The following is a 19,506-nucleotide window of genomic DNA, read 5'->3' as shown; positions in this document are numbered from 1 at the left end:
CAAGTGTGAGAGGCGTGAGAAGCGTAGAGAGGCGGATGTCTCCCGACATCCGCCACATGGGGTCAATGCCGGGCCGATCAAGACCGGCCCGGTGATCCGACGATCACAGTCCGATATCGCCGCCGTCCTTCTTGGTGATCACCACCGTGGCCGAGCGCGGACGCTTCTTCACGTTGGCATCGGCCTGGTTAGCGGGCCAGTAGCTGCCGAAGGTGCCGGCCGCCCAGTCCGGCGTGGTGTCTTCGCCGGGATGCTGCACGTTGAAGAACAGCGTCTTGTTATCGGGCGTCACCGTGATGCCGGTGATTTCACATTCCTTCGGGCCGACCAGGAAACGGCGCACGGTATCGGCCGTGGCATTGGCGCCCTTGATGGTGCTGGTGCCCCCTGCCGCCACCGCCACACCCCCGTCACCCACCTTGCCGGGCACGGCGGCCAGCATCATGCAGTTGGTGATGTCGGTGTAGGCGCCGTCGTCGGTCTGGATCCACAGCATGCCGCGCTTGTCGAAGTACAGGCCGTCGGGGCTGGAGAAGTCGTTCACGTCGGTCAGGCCCGACAGGTTCACGTCGGACGCGGCGTCGGCCTGGGCGCCGAACAGGTAGATGTCCCAATTCAGCTTGGTCACGTCCGTGCCGTTTTCGCGCCAGCGGATGATGTGGCCGTTGGGGTTGCCCTTCTGCGAGGTCGTGCCCTTGAGGTCTTCGTAGTAACGCGGGTTGGCCGCGTCCGGCTTGAGCTGGCTGCCGGTGGGCGTCGCGGTGTTGGCCACGCGGTTGCTGTTGTTGGTGAGGGTCATGTAGACCTCACGGGTGGTCGGATGCACCGCGCCCCATTCCGGACGGTCCATCTTGGTGGCACCCAGCTTGTCGGCGGCCAGGCGGGCATTGACCAGCACGTCGCCCTGGTCGGCGAAGGGATAGGCCGCATTGGTGGCGTCCAGGCCGTTCTTGCCGTAGGTCAGCTCCAGCCACTCACCGCTGCCGTCCGCATTGAAGCGGGCCACATACAGCGTGCCTTCGTCCAGATACTTGGCGCCGGCCGCCATGCCCTTGCCCACGTCGGCGGCATCCCACAGGGCCTTGGAGACGAACTTGTAGATGTACTCGTTGCGCGAATCGTCACCCATGTAGATCACGATCGGCTGACCCACCACCGCAGGAGCGGGCCACGCACCTTCGTGGTTGAAGCGGCCCAGGGCCGTGCGCTTGGCCGGCGTCGAGGTGGGCGCGAACGGGTCGATCTCCACCACCCAGCCGAAGGTGTTGATGGTGTTGCGATAGTCGTCCGCGCTGGTGGCGCCGGTCACCGACGAATTCCAGCGGGCGAACAGGTCGGCCGTGCCGGCCGTTTCCCACAGGTAGGGGCTCTTGCGGTTCTGCGGCAGCCCATAGCGGTTCAGGCCGGCGATTTCCTTGGCGCTGCGCAGCGCGTCGTCACCCGCAGCGCGGCTGATGACGTTGAGGTAGTTCTCTTCGCAGGTCAGGTAGGTGCCCCACGGCGTGTAGCCGTTGGCGCAGTTGTTGTTGGTGCCGCGGGTCTGCTGGCCGGCCGGATTGAACTTGGTGGCCAGCAGCGCATGGCCACGGGCGGGACCGGTGAAGTCCATGGTGGTGGCGGAGGTCACGCGGCGGTTGTAGCTGGACCCGCGGACCATGCCGGTGGTGCCGTTGGCGCGCTTGACCTCCACGATGCTCACGCCGTGGGCGTAGATTTCCTTTTCCACTTCCGTCGCATTGCGGGCGGCGCCTGCGGTGCGGCCGGCCGGATGCAGGACATAGGGCGCCACCACATACTCGTGGTTGACGGCCAGCAGGCCGCGGTCGGACCGGTCGGCCTGGTAGGTGCCGGTGTCGGACATGCCGAAGTAGTACATGCCGTCGTGGCCATCGCCGATGCGGCGGTTGTAGGAATCGGCGGTCTCGCTGCCGTCGTCCTTCCACGACTCGTCGCCATAGTGCAGCGGGTCGCCCAGTGCATGCAAGATGCTGACGTTGTAGCCCTCGGCCACCGTCACCAGGTCGTTCTTGTTCTTCGCCACGGCGGCAAAGCCGAGCTTGGGCGGAGTCGCCGGTGCAGGGGCCGGCGCGGGCGTCGGGGCAGCGGGGGTGCTGGCGTCGTCGCCCCCATCACCGCCGCAGGCGCTCAGGACGGAGCCGCCCAGCAGCGCGGCTGCCGTCGTGCTGATACCGCCCTTGAGCGCCACCCGGCGGCTCAGGCGAGCGGCCAGCACATCGGCAAACGTCGGATTGGCCGACGGGTTGACGATGGTGTCTTCGTCGTATTCGTTCGGGGCTGGGCAGGTGCCGGGCAAGGTGCTCATGTGAAGTCTCCGCAAAGGACTGTTACCAAGCGGCGCAGTCTCGAAAGACTTCATGAACCGGCCGTGACAACGGCCCGATCGGCTTATCGGTTTCCTCGCGCAATCACTTCCGAAAAACCGAAGTCACTCACTTCGGGGACGCGAAAGACGGGCGGAGGTCCTGCGGCCGTGCCCCCACAGCATGAGCGCGCCCACCGCCAGCACGACCACGCCGACCATGGCCCCGGCCTTCACGTAGACCAGGCTGGACCAGAGCACATAGGCGCTGCAGGCGCTGAAGACCAGCGGCAGCAGCGGGTAGAGCGGCACGCGGAAAGGCCGCGCGCGCTGGGGCTCCTTGCGCCGCAGCACGATGACCGCCAGGCCGCTGAGGGTGATGAAGAACCAGAAGACCGGGGAGAGGTAGTCGACCATCGTGGCAAAGCCTCCCCGCGTGATCGCACCGAAGGCCACCAGCACCAGCGCCACTGCACTGGTGGCCAGCACAGCCGCGCTGGGCGTGCCGCGGCGGCCATTCCAGCGGGCCAGATGCCATTCGGCGGCCAGGTCCCGCGCGGCGGCATAGGTGGTGCGAGGGCCTGCGATCAGGATGGCGTTCATCACCGACAACGCCGTGAGCGTCACCACGCCCACCATCAACAGCTCGGCACCCCGCCCGAAGACGATGCGCATCAGGTCCGCCGCCGGTGCCGGGCTTGCCGCCAGGCCGGACAGCCCCAGCACCCGCACATAGGCCCAGTTGGCCACCAGGTACATGCCCATCACCAGCCCCAGGCCGATGAGCAAGGCGCGCACGATGCCGCGCCGTTCGTCCTTCATCTCCGCGGAGAGCGTCGCCGCGTCACTCCAGCCGCCGTAGGCGAGGAAAACAAACACCATGGCCTGCCCCCAGTCCGGCACGGCCGCTCCGGTGTGCGGCAGCGCCGGAGGAACGCCCTGCCCTTGCTGAACCCCAGCGCCCACCCCCAGCAACAGCAGGCCGACCAGCACCAGGCTGGTCAGACCCAGCTGCGTCCCCAGCCCGACCTGCACGCCCAGCAGGTTGAGCCCGGTGAGCAGCACGATCAGCCCGCCCGCCATCCAGGCGCTGGCGTAGGGTCCCAGCCAGGGCGACAGATCCACCACCTGCGCCAGATAGTCCCCGAAGACAAAACCCAGCAGCGCCATCGAGCCGGTGTGGATCACCGCAAAGCGGGACCATGCGAAGAGAAAGCCCAGGCGATGGCCGTATGCACGGCGCAGGAAGTGATAGTCCCCGCCCGTGTCCGGAAAGGTGGCGGCCAGTTCCGCAAAGCACAGCCCGCCGATGACGGACAGCAGGCCCCCCAGCGCCCAGGCGATGTAGAGCTGCTCCGGGCTGCTCAGCGCCTGAGCCACCATCGGCGAGGTCTTGAAGATGCCTGCCCCCACCACCATGCCGACGCACAGCGCCACGGCGTGCTTCACATCCAGAATGCGGCGCGGCTGCGCGCCCTGCCCGCTTGCGCCTTCCGATGCGGCTGCCTGGGCGTGGGTCCGCACGGGCGCGGTGGAGGACGAGGCGGCGGGATCGGAGGCAGTCATGGGGCGGGATGCAGGCCGTAGGCGGCAGTGAGAGCAGCGATGAAGGCGCAGCGGCGGGCGATCGTACGGTCAAAGCCGCCCGCCGGATCACAGCAGTCTCCCAGCGTCGCAGCGCCGCCACGGCATGAGCTTATGAGCAAGACATCTGAAGCCAAACCCGGGGTTTCCTACGCCCAATCGGTAGGCTTGCGGCCCTTGCCCGTCAATGTTTTGCTCACACCGTTCTTCGCCATGCGCCAGCTCCGACCGATCACCCTCGCCTGCCTGACCCTGCTGCTGGAGGGCGGCGCCCTGATGGCCCAGGCCCAAGCCCAGACACAGACCCCGACAGCAGACACGTCCACCCAGAACCTCCAGCCGGTGCTGGTCACCGGCACCCGGGCCAAGGACCGCACCGTGGCGGACAGCCAGGTGCCGGTGGATGTGCTGAGCCGCGACGACGTCCTGCGGGCGGCGGGTCCGGACGGCACCCTGGCCGCCGCGCTGCAGGCGCTGCTGCCCTCCTTCAACTTCCCCCGGCAGTCCAACTCCGGCGGCGCGGACCATGTGCGGGCCGCGCAGCTTCGGGGGCTGTCGCCGGACCAGGTGCTGGTGCTGGTGAACGGCAAGCGCCGCCACACGTCGGCCCTGGTGAACCTGGAGTCCAAGACCGGCAAGGGCACCAACCCGGTGGACTTCAACACCATCCCGCTGTCGGCCGTGCAGCGCATCGAGGTGGTGCGGGACGGCGCTGGCGCCCAGTACGGATCGGACGCCATCGCCGGGGTGGTCAACATCATCCTGGACGACCGCCGCACCGGCACCGAAATCAGCGCCGAAGCCGGCCTGTTCCACACCGACTTCGCTCCGACCGGCCGCACGATCAACGACGGCCAGACCCAGTCCGCCAGCTTGACCCACGGTGTGGCGCTGGGCGACAAGGGCTTCCTGCGCGCCGGCCTGGAGGGGCTGCATCGCAACGCCACCAACCGCAGCGGCCTGGATCAATTGCCCGATTGGGAAGACCGCACGCCGGACAACCTGGCCACCGCCGGACAGCGCAACTACGCCGCCGGCGAGCCGGCCACCCGGCAATGGCAGGCCTTCTTCAACGGCGCGGTGGATCTGTCCGCCGACCAGCAGGCCTATGCGTTCGGCACCTGGCAGGAACGCCGCTCGGTGGGCGCCGCTTACTTCCGCTACCCCGACAGCAGCGCCAACATCAAAAGCGTCCATCCCGACGGCTACCGGCCGGAGACCACCGGCCACAACCGCGACCTGCAACTGGCGGCGGGCCTGCGCGGCGCTCGGGGAGAGTGGGACTACGACCTCTCCCTCAACCATGGCCGCAATGACTTCGACTACGGCGTGCAGCGCTCCTTGAACGTGTCGCTGGGCGAGACCAGCCCGACCCGCTTCCATCTCGGGGATTTCAGCAGCCGGCTGACCAGCGCCAACCTCGACCTGACACGCCCGGTGGCCGTGCCGGGCCTGGCACGCCCCGCCACGCTGGCGCTGGGGCTGGACGCGCGTGAAGAGCGCTTTGCCACCGGCGCCGGCGACCCGGCCTCCTATGCCGTGGGCGCCTTCGACGGTCCCGCCGGTGCCCAGGCGGGGCCGGGCCTGCAGGCGGGGGATGCGACCCGCCTGTCGCGGCGTGTGGTGGGCGCCTATGCCGATCTGAGCGCCCATCTGAGCCGCGATTGGGAAGCCGAGGCCGCCCTGCGCCACGACCATTACAACGACTTCGGCAACGCCACCACCGCCAAGCTGTCGAGCCGCTGGGCCCTGACGAAGGAGATCGCGCTGCGCGGCGCCGTCTCCAGCAACTTCCGCGCGCCTTCGCTGGCGCAGCGCGGCTTCAGCTTCACCGTCACCGACCGCGGTGATGGCGGCACCCTCAGCCAGGTCAAGACCGTGCCTGCGGACAGCGACATCGGACGCTACCTCGGCGCCCAGCCGCTCAAGGCCGAACGCTCCCGCAATGCGAGCCTGGGCCTGACGTGGCAGCCGGCCCGGGACTGGTCCACGACGCTGGACGCCTACACCATCCGGGTCAAGAACCGCATCACCCTGTCCCAGCGCATCAGCCGCGACGGACTCGCCGACGAGCTGGCGTCGCAGTTTGGCGTGGTGGGCGTGCAAGGCGTCAACTTCTTCACCAACGGCGTGGACACCCGCACGCGCGGTGCCGACCTCGTGACCCAATGGACCGGTGCAGGACTGGGCGGACAGCTCAAGCTGTCCTGGGCAGCGTCCTACAACAAGACCACCGTGCGCACCCATGCGGATGCGGAGGTGGGACTGGAGGAGATCAATACGCTGACCACCGCGTCCCCGCGCCAGCGTCATATCTTCACCGCGCAATGGCAACGCGGCGAATGGGCCCTGCTGGCGCGCGCCACGCGCCACGGCAGCACCACCCGGGTGTTTGATTTCGGAGATGGCTTTGTGCCCACCCAGACCTATGCCGCCGTCTGGCAGCTGGATGTGGAAGGGCAATGGCAGGTGACACGCGCCTTGACGCTGAGCGTGGGCGCACTCAATGCGACCGATCGTTATCCCAGCCAGTCCTCGGCAGACATCGCCTACTACGGCAACTTCCCCTATGACGTGTTGTCACCCATCGGCTTTAATGGCGCGTATTACTACGCCCGGGCGCGCCTCTCGTTCTGAAGGTGGTCCGCCCCACATTGTTCTGAGGGCCAGGACACGCAAAGAGCGCCCATTCGCGCGTGATGCGCGATAGGCGCCGCTGTACGGCTTACGGGTGCGCGTGACGTACCCGCTGTCCCCTGCATTGAGCATCGGGCATGCAGCCTCGCGAATAGGATGAATGTTGGCAGGAGGCACGGCGGCAGTCAGTGCCTCTTTCACGCTGACTCGCCTTCAGGAGCGCCGCTTTGTCCAGTGGTCTGTCGATCAATACGCTGCGTGGTGTCGCCTGTCTGCTGCTGGTGGGGTATCACGTCATTGGCGACAGCAGCAGCTCGGGATTGAGACTGCCCGACGAGCACCTCGCCAGTCAGCTCAATGACTGGCTGGCATTGGTGCGCATGCCGCTGTTCTCTTTTCTGTCGGGCATCGTGTATGCGCGGCGGCCATTGACCGGTGCCATCACACCGTTTGCCATTGGGAAGACCCGCCGGCTGCTGCTCCCAATGCTGATCGTCGGGACCGGTTTCGCCTTGCTGCAGAACCTGACCGATGGCACCAACAATGAGGGCGACTACAACTGGTGGCTGCTGCACACCGTGCCGGTGGCGCATTACTGGTTCCTGGAAGCGCTGTTCATCCTCTTCATTGCCACTGCAGTGCTGGAGCGGCTGGGCTGGCTATCGACGCCGCGCAGCTTCTGGACGATCTGGCTGCTGGCCGCAGCGCTGCATTGCTGGGGGCGTCTGCCGGTGTACTTTGGCCTCAATGGCGCGGCGTATCTGGCGCCGTTCTTTCTGCTGGGGGTGGCGGCACAGCGCTTCGGGCTGCACCTGGCCGGGCCTCGATGGACCCCTGCCCTGCTGCTGTCCGTGATTGGTGGCTTGATCCTGCTGTGGGCGCTCATCGATGCGCCCACAGACAACCAGCCGGGCCTGCAGCGCCTGGTGGTCAGCGTGTGCCTGTGCCTGCTGCTGCTGCGTCTGCAGCCCGAGTCGCGCTGGCTGGCCTGGGTGGGCACCTGGTCCTTTGGCATCTACCTGTTCCACCCGGTGTTCACCGCAGGCGCACGCATGCTGCTCAAGTCGGTCCAGGTGCAGGAGGTGGGCGTCCTGCTGACGGCGGGCCTGCTGGCGGGCCTGGCGGGCTCCATCGCCTTGACGGCGATGCTCAGGCGCATGCCCTACGGCCACTGGGCCCTGGGCGAAAAGCCGTCGCGGCGGCCGACGACACGCACCGATGCCGCCGCCGCTGCGCCGTAAAGTGCGCTGACGCACGCACCCACACGTGCTTGAGTCTCGCCGACCACGGGAGTGAGTCAGGCAGGGCCAAGATCTCACCTGAAGCAAGGCTGGCGTCGCCACAGGCGGTTTGGCGACAGTGAACACCTGTGGCGCACCTTCTGCGCCCCCCGCTGTTCCAGGAGCCAGCCTCATGCCAAACCTGCCATGCCTTCTTCACGGAAGTCCAAAAATCCCTTACCATTGGACCCATAATTTTTATGGGTTGCAGCCATGAGCCTGACCCGGCTTTCGCTGCAGCAGTTGCAACGCCACATCCGCACGCAAGCGGCCCGCACGGAGCTGGTCTTCCTGACCACTCATGCGCGCAAACGCATGGCGGAACGAAAGGTGTCCATGGCCGAGGTCCTTGAATGTCTGAGACGGGGCAGTCTTCGCACGCCGGCGGAGGTGGACGTCAAGACCGGCCACCTCATCTGCCGGATGAATTGGTGGGGGGCCGAGCGAGACCTGACCACCTGCGTGGCGCTGTCCGACGATGAGCCGTCGCTCATCGTGATCACCGTGATTGTCTGAAAGAGAGTTGCTCATGCATCACTACACCGAATGCGGGCTGGACAACGTCTGGCTGGCCAATGGCTACACGACCCAGAAAACGGCCTATGGCCCCGCCGTCTCCGTGGCCCGTGCGGATGAACTGCTGTCGCTGCTGGCGCAGCGCATCGTCGGCAAGCCCGCGCGTCTGTCGGGCAAGGAGTTCCGTTTCCTGCGGGTGCAGATGGGCATCTCCCAAGCTGCGCTCGCAAAGGCCCAGGGTGTCAGCGAACAGGCGGTGAGCCTCTGGGAACGCCATGGCAAGGTCCCCAAAGCCAACGACGCACTCATCCGGCTGTGCTATCTCTCCCATGCCAGCGGCGACCAACCGCTGCGGCAGGCCTTCCACCGAGTGATGGAAGTGGAGCGCTTGATCCACCAGAAGATCGTCGCTACGGCAGGCCCCAGGGGGTGGAAGTCCACCGTGGAGGAAGAACCTCCCACCGCCACGGAACCGGCATCGGCCGACGCTTGAGGGTCGCGCCTCATCGCCCCTCCCCTCGCCCCGGCGCGCCACCCCGCCCGCACGCCTCTCAGGTGGCCATGCCCACCTTGAACACTGCCACCACTTCCGCCAGCCGCTCCGCCTGGTCTCGCAATGACGCAGCAGCCGCGGACGACTCCTCGACCAACGCGGCGTTCTGCTGGGTCATCTGATCCAGATTGGCCACCGACTGGTTGACCTGGTTGATGCCGTCCCGCTGCTCGCTGCTGGCAGCAGCGATCTCGCCCATCAGATCGGTCACGCGGTTCACCCCCGTCACGATCAGGCCCATGGCCTCACCGGCCTGGGAGACATCGGAAGCGCCGGCACTGACCGTCTTCACCGAATGGTCGATCAGGCTCCGGATCTCCTTGGCGGCGACTGCACTGCGCTGCGCCAGGGTCCGCACCTCGCTGGCGACCACGGCAAAGCCGCGCCCCTGCTCACCGGCGCGGGCGGCTTCCACCGCCGCGTTCAGCGCGAGGATGTTGGTCTGGAAGGCAATGCTGTCGATGGTGCTGGTGATGTCGCTGATACGGCGCGACGATTCACTGATCTCGCGCATGCGCTCCACCACCTGCTCGACGGCCTTGCCGCCCTTCTGCGCGGCCTCCGCAGCACTGGCGGCCATCTGGTTGGCTTGACGGGCGGTATCGGCAGACTGCGACACCGTCCCGGTCAGTTGTTCCATACTGGAAGCCGTCTGCTGGAGGTTGGCCGACGTGCTTTCGGTGCGTGAGGACAGGTCCGAGTTGCCCGCAGCAATCTGGCCAGACGCGCCGGACACGGCGGACACACCATCTCGCACCTGGGCCACGACCCCCTTGAGACGCTCCACCATCCGCAGCAGGGACAGTTGCAACTGGGTGACTTCATCGGTGCCTCGCACGTCCAGGGTCACGGTCAGGTCGCCCGAAGCAACGGTTTCAGCCAGCTTCACCGACTCTGCGAGTGGTCGGGTGATGCCACGGGTAATGACAAAGGCACAGACACTGCCCACCACAATGGCCAGCAGACTCACCACAGCGACCACGATTTTGCCGGCCGTATAGATGCGATTACCCAGCGCGGCCGCTTCTTGCGCGCCCATGCTGTTGAACTCCACCAGCTCATCCATGGCCTTGGTGAGTTGGTCATAGGTGGTCAGCCCGTCGACGGTCACCAGGCGTTTGGCCAGCGCCTGATCGCCTGCCAAAGCGGCGGCCTTGAGGGGATCGGCACGCTCCAGGTACTTGGCCCAGAGGGTCGTCACTTCCTTGTACTTGCGGCCTTCCATTTCGGAACTCACCATCGGTGCATAGGCGGCAATGGCCTTGTCCACCGTGTCCTTGGACTCCTGCAACTTTCCGAGCACGGACTGCATCTTGTCGGCCTCGGTGATGAGGATGCGGTATTCGCGGATGCGGTAGCGACTGACCGACTGGGAGATCTGGCCGACTTGCCGGGTGGAGGGAAGCCAGTTGCTGTGCATGTCCTCGGTGACGTCATTGACATGCGCGAGCTGGAATACAGCGGTGATGCCCAGACCGATGAGCATGAGCAGGACCAGCGCGAAGCTTGCGGCGAGCTTTGCGCCGACGCCAAGACGGGATTTCATGACAGCCTCCTATTTGATACAAATGATTAGTTGATGTCATTTTGTATCATTTGATGTCGATGGAAATTTATCGGCAGCGATTAATTGATAAATTTGCATCAAAAGGCGAACTGAATTGCGGTGCTAGCGCGGGTTCTTCCAGGCGACTTTCCGATTCAAAGCTCTTCAAAAGTGATACATGTGACTTTTTCACATTTGTCATAAATGATAGTTTCATACAGTCACGCCCGTTGTGCTGCATCTCTCGGTCAGCGCACACCGGTCTGACTAGCCCCATCCTAGGAACTCCTTATGAAGACATTGACCGTCGGCAAGCGCTTGGCCTTGGGCTTTGGCTTGACCATCATCCTGGGCATTGCCAGCGTCACCTTCGCGGTGGTGAAGCTCAACAGCCTCAGCAATGACATCGAGCAACTGGCCACCAATCGCATGGTGAAGGTGTCCCAGTTCAGCGAGCTGAAAGACAACATGCAGTCCATCGCCCGGTTCGTGCGCAACTGCGTCATCAATACCGACCCTGCGTTTGTCGAGGCAGAGAAGAAAAAAATCGCCGAGCTCAGGGCCAAGAACCAGGAACTGCTGAACAAGCTCGAAAAGACCGTCTTGCTGCCCAAAGGCAAGGAGCTTCTGAAGACCATCATGGAGCAGCGCCCGATCTACAACCGGTCTCTTGATGAAGCCATCCAGATGGCCGCCAACGGCGACAAGGCAGCGGCTGGCGAATTCCTGGTGGGGAAGGTGCGCATGATTCAGACTTCCCTGTTCGAAGCCGTCGACCAGTCCAAAGCCATGCAACAGGAGATTGCCGACCAACTGGCGACTGACGCCAGGCAGACTGCACGCTCCTCCGCGGTGATCATGTTTTCCCTGGCAGTCGTGATGGCGCTTGTCGGTGGCGCGGTGGGCTGGTCGCTGTCCCGCAATCTGCGCAAGGCGCTGGGCGCGGAGCCCGATGCCTTGAGCGAAGCCGTGGCTCGCGTGGCCGGGGGTGATCTCAGCTGCCCATTGCAGGCGCCAGCCGAGGACACTTCCAGCGTGCTGGCCAATGTGGCCCGCATGCAATCGAGCCTGGCGAATGTCGTTTCTGGCGTTCGTGCCAACTCGGAAAGCGTTGCCACGGCCAGTGCCCAGATCGCCCAAGGCAATCAGGACCTGAGCCAGCGCACCGAACAGCAGGCCAGCGCCCTGCAGCAGACTGCGGCCACCATGGAACAGCTCAACACCACCGTGCGCAACAACGCCGAGCATGCGCAGCAAGCCAATCAACTGGCCCAGACGGCCACCCGCGTGGCCACCGAAGGCGGCGAAGTGGTCAGCAAGGTGGTGGCCACGATGCAAGGCATCAGTGACAGCAGCCGCAAGATTGGCGACATCATTGGCGTCATTGACGGCATTGCATTCCAGACCAACATCCTGGCCCTGAATGCAGCGGTCGAGGCTGCGCGTGCCGGCGAACAGGGACGCGGCTTTGCGGTCGTGGCAGGTGAGGTGCGCACCCTGGCCCAGCGCAGCGCAGAGGCGGCCAAGGAAATCAAGAGCTTGATCCACCACAGCGTGTCCCAGGTGGAACAGGGCACGGCTCTGGTGGACCATGCGGGCACGACGATGGGTCAGATCGTCGAATCGATTCGCCGGGTGAATGACATCGTGGCGGAAATCAGCACCGCCAGCCAGGAGCAAAGCTCAGGCATCTTCCAGGTGGGCGAGGCGGTGAGCCAGATGGACAAGGTCACGCAGCAGAATGCCGCGCTGGTGGAGGAAAGCGCCGCAGCGGCCGAAAGCCTGAAGATGCAGGCGGAGCAGTTGGTCGGGAACGTTGCCATATTCAAACTGCAGACAGCCGCCATGGCATAAGTTCACGCATTGCGGCCGGATCCCATTGAGGCGTCGCACGGGGCCGCCCGGATAATGACCTTGCCATATCGGGGTGCTGGCACACGAAAGCCGTGCGCCAGCACCCCGAGACCATTCCATTAAACGCCTTCCATAAGGCGCATCAGGGACGATCCATGAAGCAAGGTTTATCCGTTCAGAGCATCGCAGTCTCGCTGCTCGCAGCGTTGCCATCCGTAGTCTTTGCGGTCGATACAACCAGCGAGGCTTATGCAAAGGGGCACGCTGCCGGTAAGGTCACCGGCTACATCGTGCTTGGCCTGGTGGCCATTGCCATCGTGCGCAAGTTTCTGAAGAAGTAACTCAAGCGCCAGCCCTGCCGGACGTCCGCATGCGGACGGACCGCGGTCAGTGGCTGAAGAGGCAGATGCGCCACCAGACTATTCAGTCTGATAGGTCTGATTCGCAGCAGCCCAGCATCCCCCAGCACAGACAAAAAAATGAGCCGCAAAGGGAATTTCCTTTGCGGCTCAATGACTTATCAGAAATAAGTTGGTCGGGGCGGCGGGATTCGAACTCGCGACCCTCTGCTCCCAAAGCAGATGCGCTACCAGACTGCGCTACGCCCCGACGAAGCTCGAGATTGTAGCCACATTTTCAGCTCTCAAAGTCGAATCTGTCAGCAACTTGTTCTGTGCAGTCAATCAGCCGTCCCTGGCCGGTGATGAATGCGCACCTGACCGGCTCGCCCGGCTGCAGCGCACGGACCGCTTCCCGGTAGCGCCACAGCTGGCTCACGTACTCCTGGTTGTTCTGCGGCGCCGGGTGCAACTTGTAGTCCAGCACCCACCAGGTATCGGGCACAGCGCCATCCCCGCGCAGGCACACCAGGCGATCCAGCCGCATGTCCAGCTCCCGCCAGCTCAGCGGCACTTCGTTGCCCTGCCAGCGCAGACTTGCAGGGTCGAAGAACGGCGCGCAGGCCGCGCTACCGAGAATGGCCTTCACACTGCGCTGCAGGCGTTCGTCGCGCCGGGCATCCAGGCCATACATCTGCGCGGCGGCCGCCATCAGCCGCTCCAGCGTGTGCTGACGCCCCTGGGGGCCGCTGTGCCATTCCAGCACCCGGTGCAAGGCTTCGCCCAAGGCGGCGCTGTCGTCGACCACTTCCGGCCCTTGACCCAGTGCGCCGCCCGCATGGCCGCCGTCGCCGTTGGCGCTGTCAGCACCAGCACCGACACCAGCACCACCAGCCTCCGGACCGCTGACGCCACTCGCCGCCCTCCCCCCCGCCGGTGAGGCCACAGAGGCCGTCCTGGCTGGGGCGCTTGGCAACTGCTTCAGCATCGCAATGACCGGCGAGGTCAGCCCGGAACCTTCCGCTGACGCTTCCGACGTGCTGCCGGCCGCCCGGCCCTCACTCACTGCCCACGCCTTGGACAGCGGCATCAGCCTCGCCCACCAGCTTGCGGTGCTGCTGGCCCGTTTCGCGGGCGTGCGGCTGATCACCAGCCGGTGCCGTGCCCGCGTCAGGGCCACATACAGCGCATTGAGCTCTTCGCGCTGACGCTGCTCCTTCTCATCGTCCAGCAGGGGCTGCAATGAAGCGGGCGGACGACTCTCGGAGACCAGGAACGCCACCGTCTGCGGCACCGCCTCCTGCACCGGCCATGCCACCGCCAGGCCCATCGACTCCGCCCGTGCGGGACCGGCTTCGGTATCCATCAGGATGACTACCTTGGCTTCCAGCCCCTTGGCGCCGTGCACGGTCAACAGCTGCACCGCTTCGGGCTCTGCCGGAGCGGCCAGCTTCAACGTGCGCTGTTTCAGCGACCGGACAAATCCATACAGCCCGGCGTAGCGCCCTCCATCCAGATCCAGCGCCAGGGCCAGCAGGGCCTCCACCGCATGCAGACGGGCACGCCGCTCGCTGGGCGGGACCACGGCGGCGATCCGCGCCATCAGGTCGCCCTCGTGGACGATCGCGTCCAGCAGGTCGTGGGGACTGCGCTCGACCGCGCAGATCGCCCAGCGGGGCAGCAGCCGTTGTGCCCGCTGCAGGGCCTCACTCAGGAGGGACGGATCCGCCTCCATCAACGCGGCCCACCAGCCGCGGGGTTCAGGGGCCCTTTCCGGACCGTCGACCTCGGCGGCTGACCCGACACCTTCGGCAGTCTCTTCCTCGATGGGTACAGCGTCATGCCACTGCGGCGGACTCGCGTCAGCGTCCGCGCCTGAGTGCGCCGCTGCGTCTGCATCTGCCTCTGAATCCGCAGCCGCACCTGCCGCTGCCTCGACCATCGGACGCATCGCCGCCTCCGGCCCCGGAGTCGCCTCCCGGGCCATCGCCGCCAATTGCAGCAGGTCCGACTCCGACGCGCCAAAGAGCGGACTGCGCAGCGCATGCGCCAAAGAGAGGTGATGGCCGGGCGATGCCAGCACATCCAGCAGGGCGAGCAAGTCCTGCACATCCGGCGCATCCTTGAGGTCCATGTCCTCCGGCGCAGCATGCGCAATCCCCCTCGACTTCAGCACCTGCGCCAGCACCCGCAGGCCGTCGCGCTTGCGCGCCAGCACGAAGATGTCGCCCGGCTCGCACTCGCCGGTCTTCAGCAGAGCGTCGATGGCATCCGCAATGCGACAGGCTTCCGCCTCTCGCCGATGCAATTCGGCCTCACGCCGGGGTTCCGTCAGGCTGGGCCGCCATGTGTCCGGGTCCCTGGCAGCGGCGCCTTCGCTGCTTCCCGTCCGAGGACCGCCACTTTCCAGGCCTGCATCAGGATCGCGATCGGTCGCACCAGCACCAGCAGCCACCGCGCCGGTGTCGTCACCCGCGTCGCCCTCCTCCACCCCGTCATCCATGAGGTGGAACACCCCATCCAGCGGATGCCCGTCTCCGGACTCGGTGGTGTGCGGACGAAAGCCGCTGTACTGCTGCGCCAGCGTCGCGGATTCAAACACGGCATTCACCACGTCCAGCACCTGGGGCGAGTTGCGCCGCGTGTGGTCGCAAGCCAGCAGGACGCCGCCCAGCCCCTCTCGCACAAAGTCTCGCGCGGCGGCAAAGACCCGCGGCTCTGCACGGCGGAAGCGGTAGATGCTCTGCTTCGGGTCGCCGACGATGAAGACCGACGGCGGCCGCTGTCCGCTGGCACCGCCACCGGCCCCGACATAGCCGGAGAGCCAGGCATACAGCGCATGCCACTGCAGCGGGCTGGTGTCCTGGAATTCATCGATCAGCAGATGGCGCACCTGCGCATCCAGCCGCTCCTGCACCCATCCGGCCAGTCCTGCATCCCCAAGCAACGCCAGCGCGCCGCGTTCGAGGTCGTTCATGTCGACGAGGCCGCGCTCGCGCTTGAGCTGCTCGAACTCGTCCAGCAGCACCTGGGCCAGGCCGCACATCTGGACGTGCCAGACGCGTGCCTGTCGTTGATCCAAGGCCAGTTGAAGGCGGTTCAACCGATCGAGCAATTGCATCAGCGCAGGGTCATCACCCAGGGCCTTGAGCGGCTGGCCTTTCTGGGTGAACAGGGCCGCGCGCACGCCAGCCAGCGCCTGCGCATCGTCCATCATCAGCGCCTGCTCCACGGCGGTTGCGGCCTGCTTCGCCTTGACCCCCTTCATGCCGCCCAGCACCACCGCCTGGGCCTGGAGCTCCACGCGCAAGGGGCCGAAGGCCTGCAGGGGATCGTCATAGGCCGCGAACTCTGGCGCCACGTCGGCCGCATCCGGCATGCTCGCCAGCAGACGTCCGGACTGATGCGCCAGCCGCAGTTCCACCCGCTTCGAAAAGGCCGACATCAGCCAGTCCGTCAGACGTTTGCGCCCCTGCGTGAGGCAGAGGGATTCATAGTCGGCCAGCAATGCGGCGTCCGACAGGACGGCGGTGTGAAAGCGCCGCCACAGCTCCGGCATGAGGTCGCTTTCATCCTCCAGCAACTGCAGTTCGGGAGACAAGCCCTGGGCCTGCAGGAGCTCCAGCGGCGCGGCCCGCAGCAGTTGGGAGAACCATGCGTGGAAGGTGCGGATCTCCACCGCACGGGCGCCCTGCAGCAGGCGCTGCTGCAGGCCCGCCAGCGCCGGCGCCAGCGTGTGGGCTTCCGCCTCGGACAGACCCCGCTGCCGCAGCGCGAGCACCCGCCCCGCAGTGTCGCAATGGGCGAACTCGTGCAGCCACTCATTCAGTCGCTCACGCATCTCACCCGCCGCCTTGCGGGTGAAGGTGATGGCCACGATGTCCTGCGGCTGCGTGCCGTCGAGCAACGCCCGCAGGATGCGGGACACCAGCATCCAGGTCTTGCCCGCGCCGGCGCAGGCCTCCACCACGACGCTCCGTGCGGGGTCGCAGGCCAGTGCATAAAAACGTTCGCGGGCGACCGGCGCGCCATTGAGCGTGTAAGCGGCGACGGTGGCCGCATCCTCCACCACCGTCATGGCGCGGCTCCTTCCCAATCATCCCGGCGGCACAGGCCGCGCATGTCGCAATACTCGCAGGCCACGCCTTCGCCCAGCGCCGGCAGTGCCTCGCCGCGATGGATAGCCAGCAGGTCGTCACCCAGCCCCTGCACCAGCTCGGCCGCGGTCCGGACCACGTCCGGATGCTCGACGGCGGCGATGCCCTTGGTATCGTCCAGTGCCAGGTAAGCCGCATGCAGCGCGGCCGGGGCCTGGCCCGCCGCATCATCGCCAGCCTGCATGAGCGTGGCATAAACGGCCAGCTGCGTGTCTTCCAGCGGGTCCGACACCTTGTCCTTCAGCGTCTGGAGGCTGCCCGTCTTGTAGTCGATGAGGCGACGCCCTTGCGGACCTTCGTCGATCCGGTCGATGCGTCCGCGCAGCCGCACCGGCGCGAGGGCCGGATCACCGTCCCGCCACGGATGGACCTCTCGATCCACCTCGCCTTGCAGGAAGGCATGCCCTTGTGCAGCCTGGTCCTGGAGCCACGCCAGATAGGCGGGGACAAATCGCGCAAAGCTGGCGGAGAACGGCAGGAACTCGGCTTCGGACAGCGCCAGCAACTGCATCTGGGTCCGCGCCGCGTGGTGCAGGCGCGCTTCGTCGCTCAGCCCGTCGTCCGGGTTGGCCAGGCGCTCGGTGTGGAACTGATGCAGCACCGCATGCAGCCAGGTGCCGTAGTCGCGCTTGTCGGCCTGCTGGTCCAACTCCTGCACTTCGCGAAGACCCAGCAGCATGCGGGAGAAAAACTGATAGGGACATTGCCGCAGCGATTCGACCGCACTGGCACTCAAGGCCGCCGGCAGACGCCCCGGCGCGACAGCCCGCGCACGGCGCTGCAATGTCACCGGAATGGCCTGCTCCACCCGTGGGTCGCGCCACAGCGGCAGCGGCCCGAGCCCGGCCGCCTGACGGGCCAGGTCCAGACGGTCCAGCAGCGGGCTGGCCGCCAGCGGCTCACTGCCGCGATGGGCGCAGCGCAGCAGCGTGACCGCCGGCGCGCGCAGCAACTGGGTGAACTGGCTGGCCAGGGCGTCGCGCTTGTCCTCGAGGGTCGGCAGTCCGATCTGGCGGGCCAGTGCGTCGCTGACCAGCACGGGGCCGGCCGGCACCGGACCCAGGGTGGCGGCGTCGGCGCCCGGCAGCACCACCGCCCCGAACGGACGCAGCATGGCGCGGGCCAGCGGCGTGATCATCACCTGCAGCTCGCCCTGTAGCGGCGGCACGTATTGAGCGGCCTCCAGGGTGGCGGACACCCAGGCGGTGAACTCCGACGCGCTGAGCGTCGTCTCTTTCAGCACGGCTTCGTGGGCAGACCCTGGCCAGGGCGAACGCTTGAGCCAGAGCGCATCCAGCAGCTGCGGTCCACCGGCGGGTTGCGCCGCCAGCCGCTCCTCCGCGCCCAGTCGCTTGAGCAGGGTCTTGAGCAGGTCCAGCCAGTCTTCGAGACTGCGCACACCGCCCGCCTGCAGCGTGGCGACCGCCTCCCGGGACAGTGTCCACAAGCGCGCCGCCGTGGGAGGCAGCCGGTCGTCGCGGACGGAGGTCGTCGACGACCAGCCGCGCTGGCGGCACCGCGCCTCCAGCACGGACAGCGCGCCGCTGCCCGCTCGCTCGCAGAGGCCGGCCGCCAGCGGTGTCTTGAGCCAGGCCAGCCACTCGTCCACCGTGGCGTCGCGCCGGGCCGCCCGCAGCAAGGCCATGAGCTGGGCGGCGGGGGCGGTGGTGGCCAGCGTCCAGCCGGTTTCGTCGGAAATGCCCACGCTTTGCCGCTCGAGCAAGGCCCGCACGCGGCGCAGCAGCACCCGGTCCTGCGCAATCAGGGCCACGGGGGCACGGCCGCTTCGCAGGTGGTCCAGCACCGATGCGGCGCTGCACTGGGCCAGGTCTTCAAAATCGTCGCACAGGGCCTGCTCCAGGTGGGCCGGCGGCCGTCCGTGGGAAAAGGCTTCGTCGAGCGGCAGGTCGGCACTCAGGCGCAGGCAAGGCACCCCGGCAGCCTCGGCGGACGCCAGCAGCGCCTGGGCCAGCAGGTCCGGCCCGCCCGCCTGCAAGTGCAGCCAGGCGCTGGGACGCAGGTCGAAGAGCGCATCGGTCGCCGGGGATCGGGGATCGGAGGCGGCCCATTCAAGGGCCACCAGCAGCAGCGCCCGCTCCAGTTGGCCGGCTCCGCTCTGGGCCGCCACCGTCTCGCGGGCCTGCGACCAGAACGCCTGCCGGCTGGCCGGCGAGAGCAGATGAGCGGCGCGAGCCAACGCATGGGCCGCTTCCACCAGCCGCAGCACAGCCGCCTCAAAAGCACGCGGGTCTTCCTGTCGCAGCGCCTGCGCCCAGGACTGCCCGCTCAGCAACTGGCGGGCGGCCAGCGCATCGATCGCGGCATCGAAACTGAGCTGCAGCGCCTGCGGCAGCGCGCTCGGCCCCAGCGCGGACGCCAGGCTGTGGGTCGTCTCGATGCGGGGCTGCCAGCGGCAGAGCTTCATCCAGGCGCGCCGCGCCGGGGCCAGATGCTGGGCAAAGGGCAGCAGCAGCACGGCGTCCCGCGCAGGCAGCCCCCGGGCCTCCAGCCAGCCAGCGGCCCGCTCCGCCAGACGGTCCCAGAACACGGCGTTGGCATGGGCGGCATCCAGCGCGAAGGTCTCGTCCGGTGGCCGCACCATTGCTGCGACGTCCCCTGGCAGTTGGCCCTCCTGAGGCGCGGACGCAACACCCCCCTCGGAAGCGGGCGTTGGGGAAGCCGGTGACGGGACGAAGGGGGAAGCGTGGGTCGGGCTCACGA

11 protein-coding genes and 1 tRNA gene are annotated in these 19,506 nt (G+C 66.8%); 6 read left to right on the top strand and 6 right to left on the bottom strand.

Annotated features, from left to right (window positions below; translation table 11 throughout):
- Positions 1–103: 103 nt before the first annotated feature.
- Together DES44_RS10425 and DES44_RS10420 are read right to left on the bottom strand one after the other, a co-directional pair.
- On the bottom strand, positions 104–2,323 hold the full coding sequence (locus tag DES44_RS10425) for a PhoX family protein (RefSeq protein WP_058934878.1): 2,220 nt from the start codon (positions 2,321–2,323) through the stop codon (positions 104–106).
- 123 nt (positions 2,324–2,446) lie between these two features.
- Positions 2,447–3,886: an APC family permease gene (locus DES44_RS10420; RefSeq protein WP_083525534.1), complete on the bottom strand. Its 1,440-nt coding sequence runs from the start codon at positions 3,884–3,886 to the stop codon at positions 2,447–2,449.
- 195 nt (positions 3,887–4,081) lie between these two features.
- On the opposite strand from DES44_RS10420, the gene DES44_RS10415 reads away from it, so the two are divergent.
- The 4 genes from DES44_RS10415 (at position 4,082) to DES44_RS10400 (ending at position 8,830) form a co-directional block, all read left to right on the top strand.
- Entirely contained in the window at positions 4,082–6,541 is a 2,460-nt protein-coding gene (locus DES44_RS10415; RefSeq protein ID WP_211326931.1) for a TonB-dependent receptor plug domain-containing protein, read from the top strand.
- A gap of 227 nt (positions 6,542–6,768) precedes the next feature.
- Positions 6,769–7,782, top strand: a complete 1,014-nt coding sequence (locus DES44_RS10410; RefSeq protein WP_058934877.1) for an acyltransferase family protein — start codon at positions 6,769–6,771, stop codon at positions 7,780–7,782.
- 252 nt (positions 7,783–8,034) lie between these two features.
- A complete protein-coding gene (locus DES44_RS10405; protein WP_058934876.1) occupies positions 8,035–8,337 on the top strand; it encodes a DUF4258 domain-containing protein in 303 nt (100 codons plus the stop codon).
- A gap of 13 nt (positions 8,338–8,350) precedes the next feature.
- Positions 8,351–8,830 (top strand): helix-turn-helix domain-containing protein, encoded by a 480-nt coding sequence (locus DES44_RS10400; RefSeq protein WP_058934875.1) that lies wholly within the window; start codon positions 8,351–8,353, stop codon positions 8,828–8,830.
- Positions 8,831–8,888: 58 nt separating this feature from the next.
- Here the strand turns inward: DES44_RS10400 and DES44_RS10395 are convergent, their stop codons facing one another.
- A complete protein-coding gene (locus DES44_RS10395; protein WP_058934874.1) occupies positions 8,889–10,436 on the bottom strand; it encodes a methyl-accepting chemotaxis protein in 1,548 nt (515 codons plus the stop codon).
- A 291-nt stretch (positions 10,437–10,727) separates the two neighbouring features.
- On the opposite strand from DES44_RS10395, the gene DES44_RS25960 reads away from it, so the two are divergent.
- Positions 10,728–12,290 carry a methyl-accepting chemotaxis protein gene (locus DES44_RS25960; protein WP_058934873.1) on the top strand — a complete coding sequence of 521 codons (1,563 nt, stop codon included), beginning with the start codon at positions 10,728–10,730 and terminating at the stop codon, positions 12,288–12,290.
- A gap of 155 nt (positions 12,291–12,445) precedes the next feature.
- Positions 12,446–12,631 (top strand): hypothetical protein, encoded by a 186-nt coding sequence (locus tag DES44_RS10385; RefSeq protein ID WP_058934872.1) that lies wholly within the window; start codon positions 12,446–12,448, stop codon positions 12,629–12,631.
- A gap of 191 nt (positions 12,632–12,822) precedes the next feature.
- Here the strand turns inward: DES44_RS10385 and DES44_RS10380 are convergent.
- From DES44_RS10380 to DES44_RS10370, 3 genes are all read right to left on the bottom strand, one after another.
- Positions 12,823–12,899, bottom strand: a tRNA-Pro gene (locus tag DES44_RS10380).
- A 27-nt stretch (positions 12,900–12,926) separates the two neighbouring features.
- Positions 12,927–16,706, bottom strand: coding sequence for a UvrD-helicase domain-containing protein (locus DES44_RS10375; protein WP_116001490.1), 3,780 nt, complete (start codon positions 16,704–16,706; stop codon positions 12,927–12,929).
- Complete coding sequence (locus tag DES44_RS10370) at positions 16,703–19,387, bottom strand: PD-(D/E)XK nuclease family protein (protein ID WP_058934869.1); 2,685 nt, start codon at positions 19,385–19,387, stop codon at positions 16,703–16,705. The genes DES44_RS10375 and DES44_RS10370 overlap by 4 nt, the downstream gene beginning before the upstream one ends.
- Positions 19,388–19,506 lie beyond the last annotated feature (119 nt).

This window comes from Roseateles depolymerans (assembly GCF_003387155.1).
Taxonomy (GTDB): domain Bacteria; phylum Pseudomonadota; class Gammaproteobacteria; order Burkholderiales; family Burkholderiaceae_C; genus Roseateles; species Roseateles depolymerans.
The sequence above is the reverse complement of the archived record's forward strand: the minus strand, read 5'-3'. Positions and strand labels throughout refer to the sequence as shown.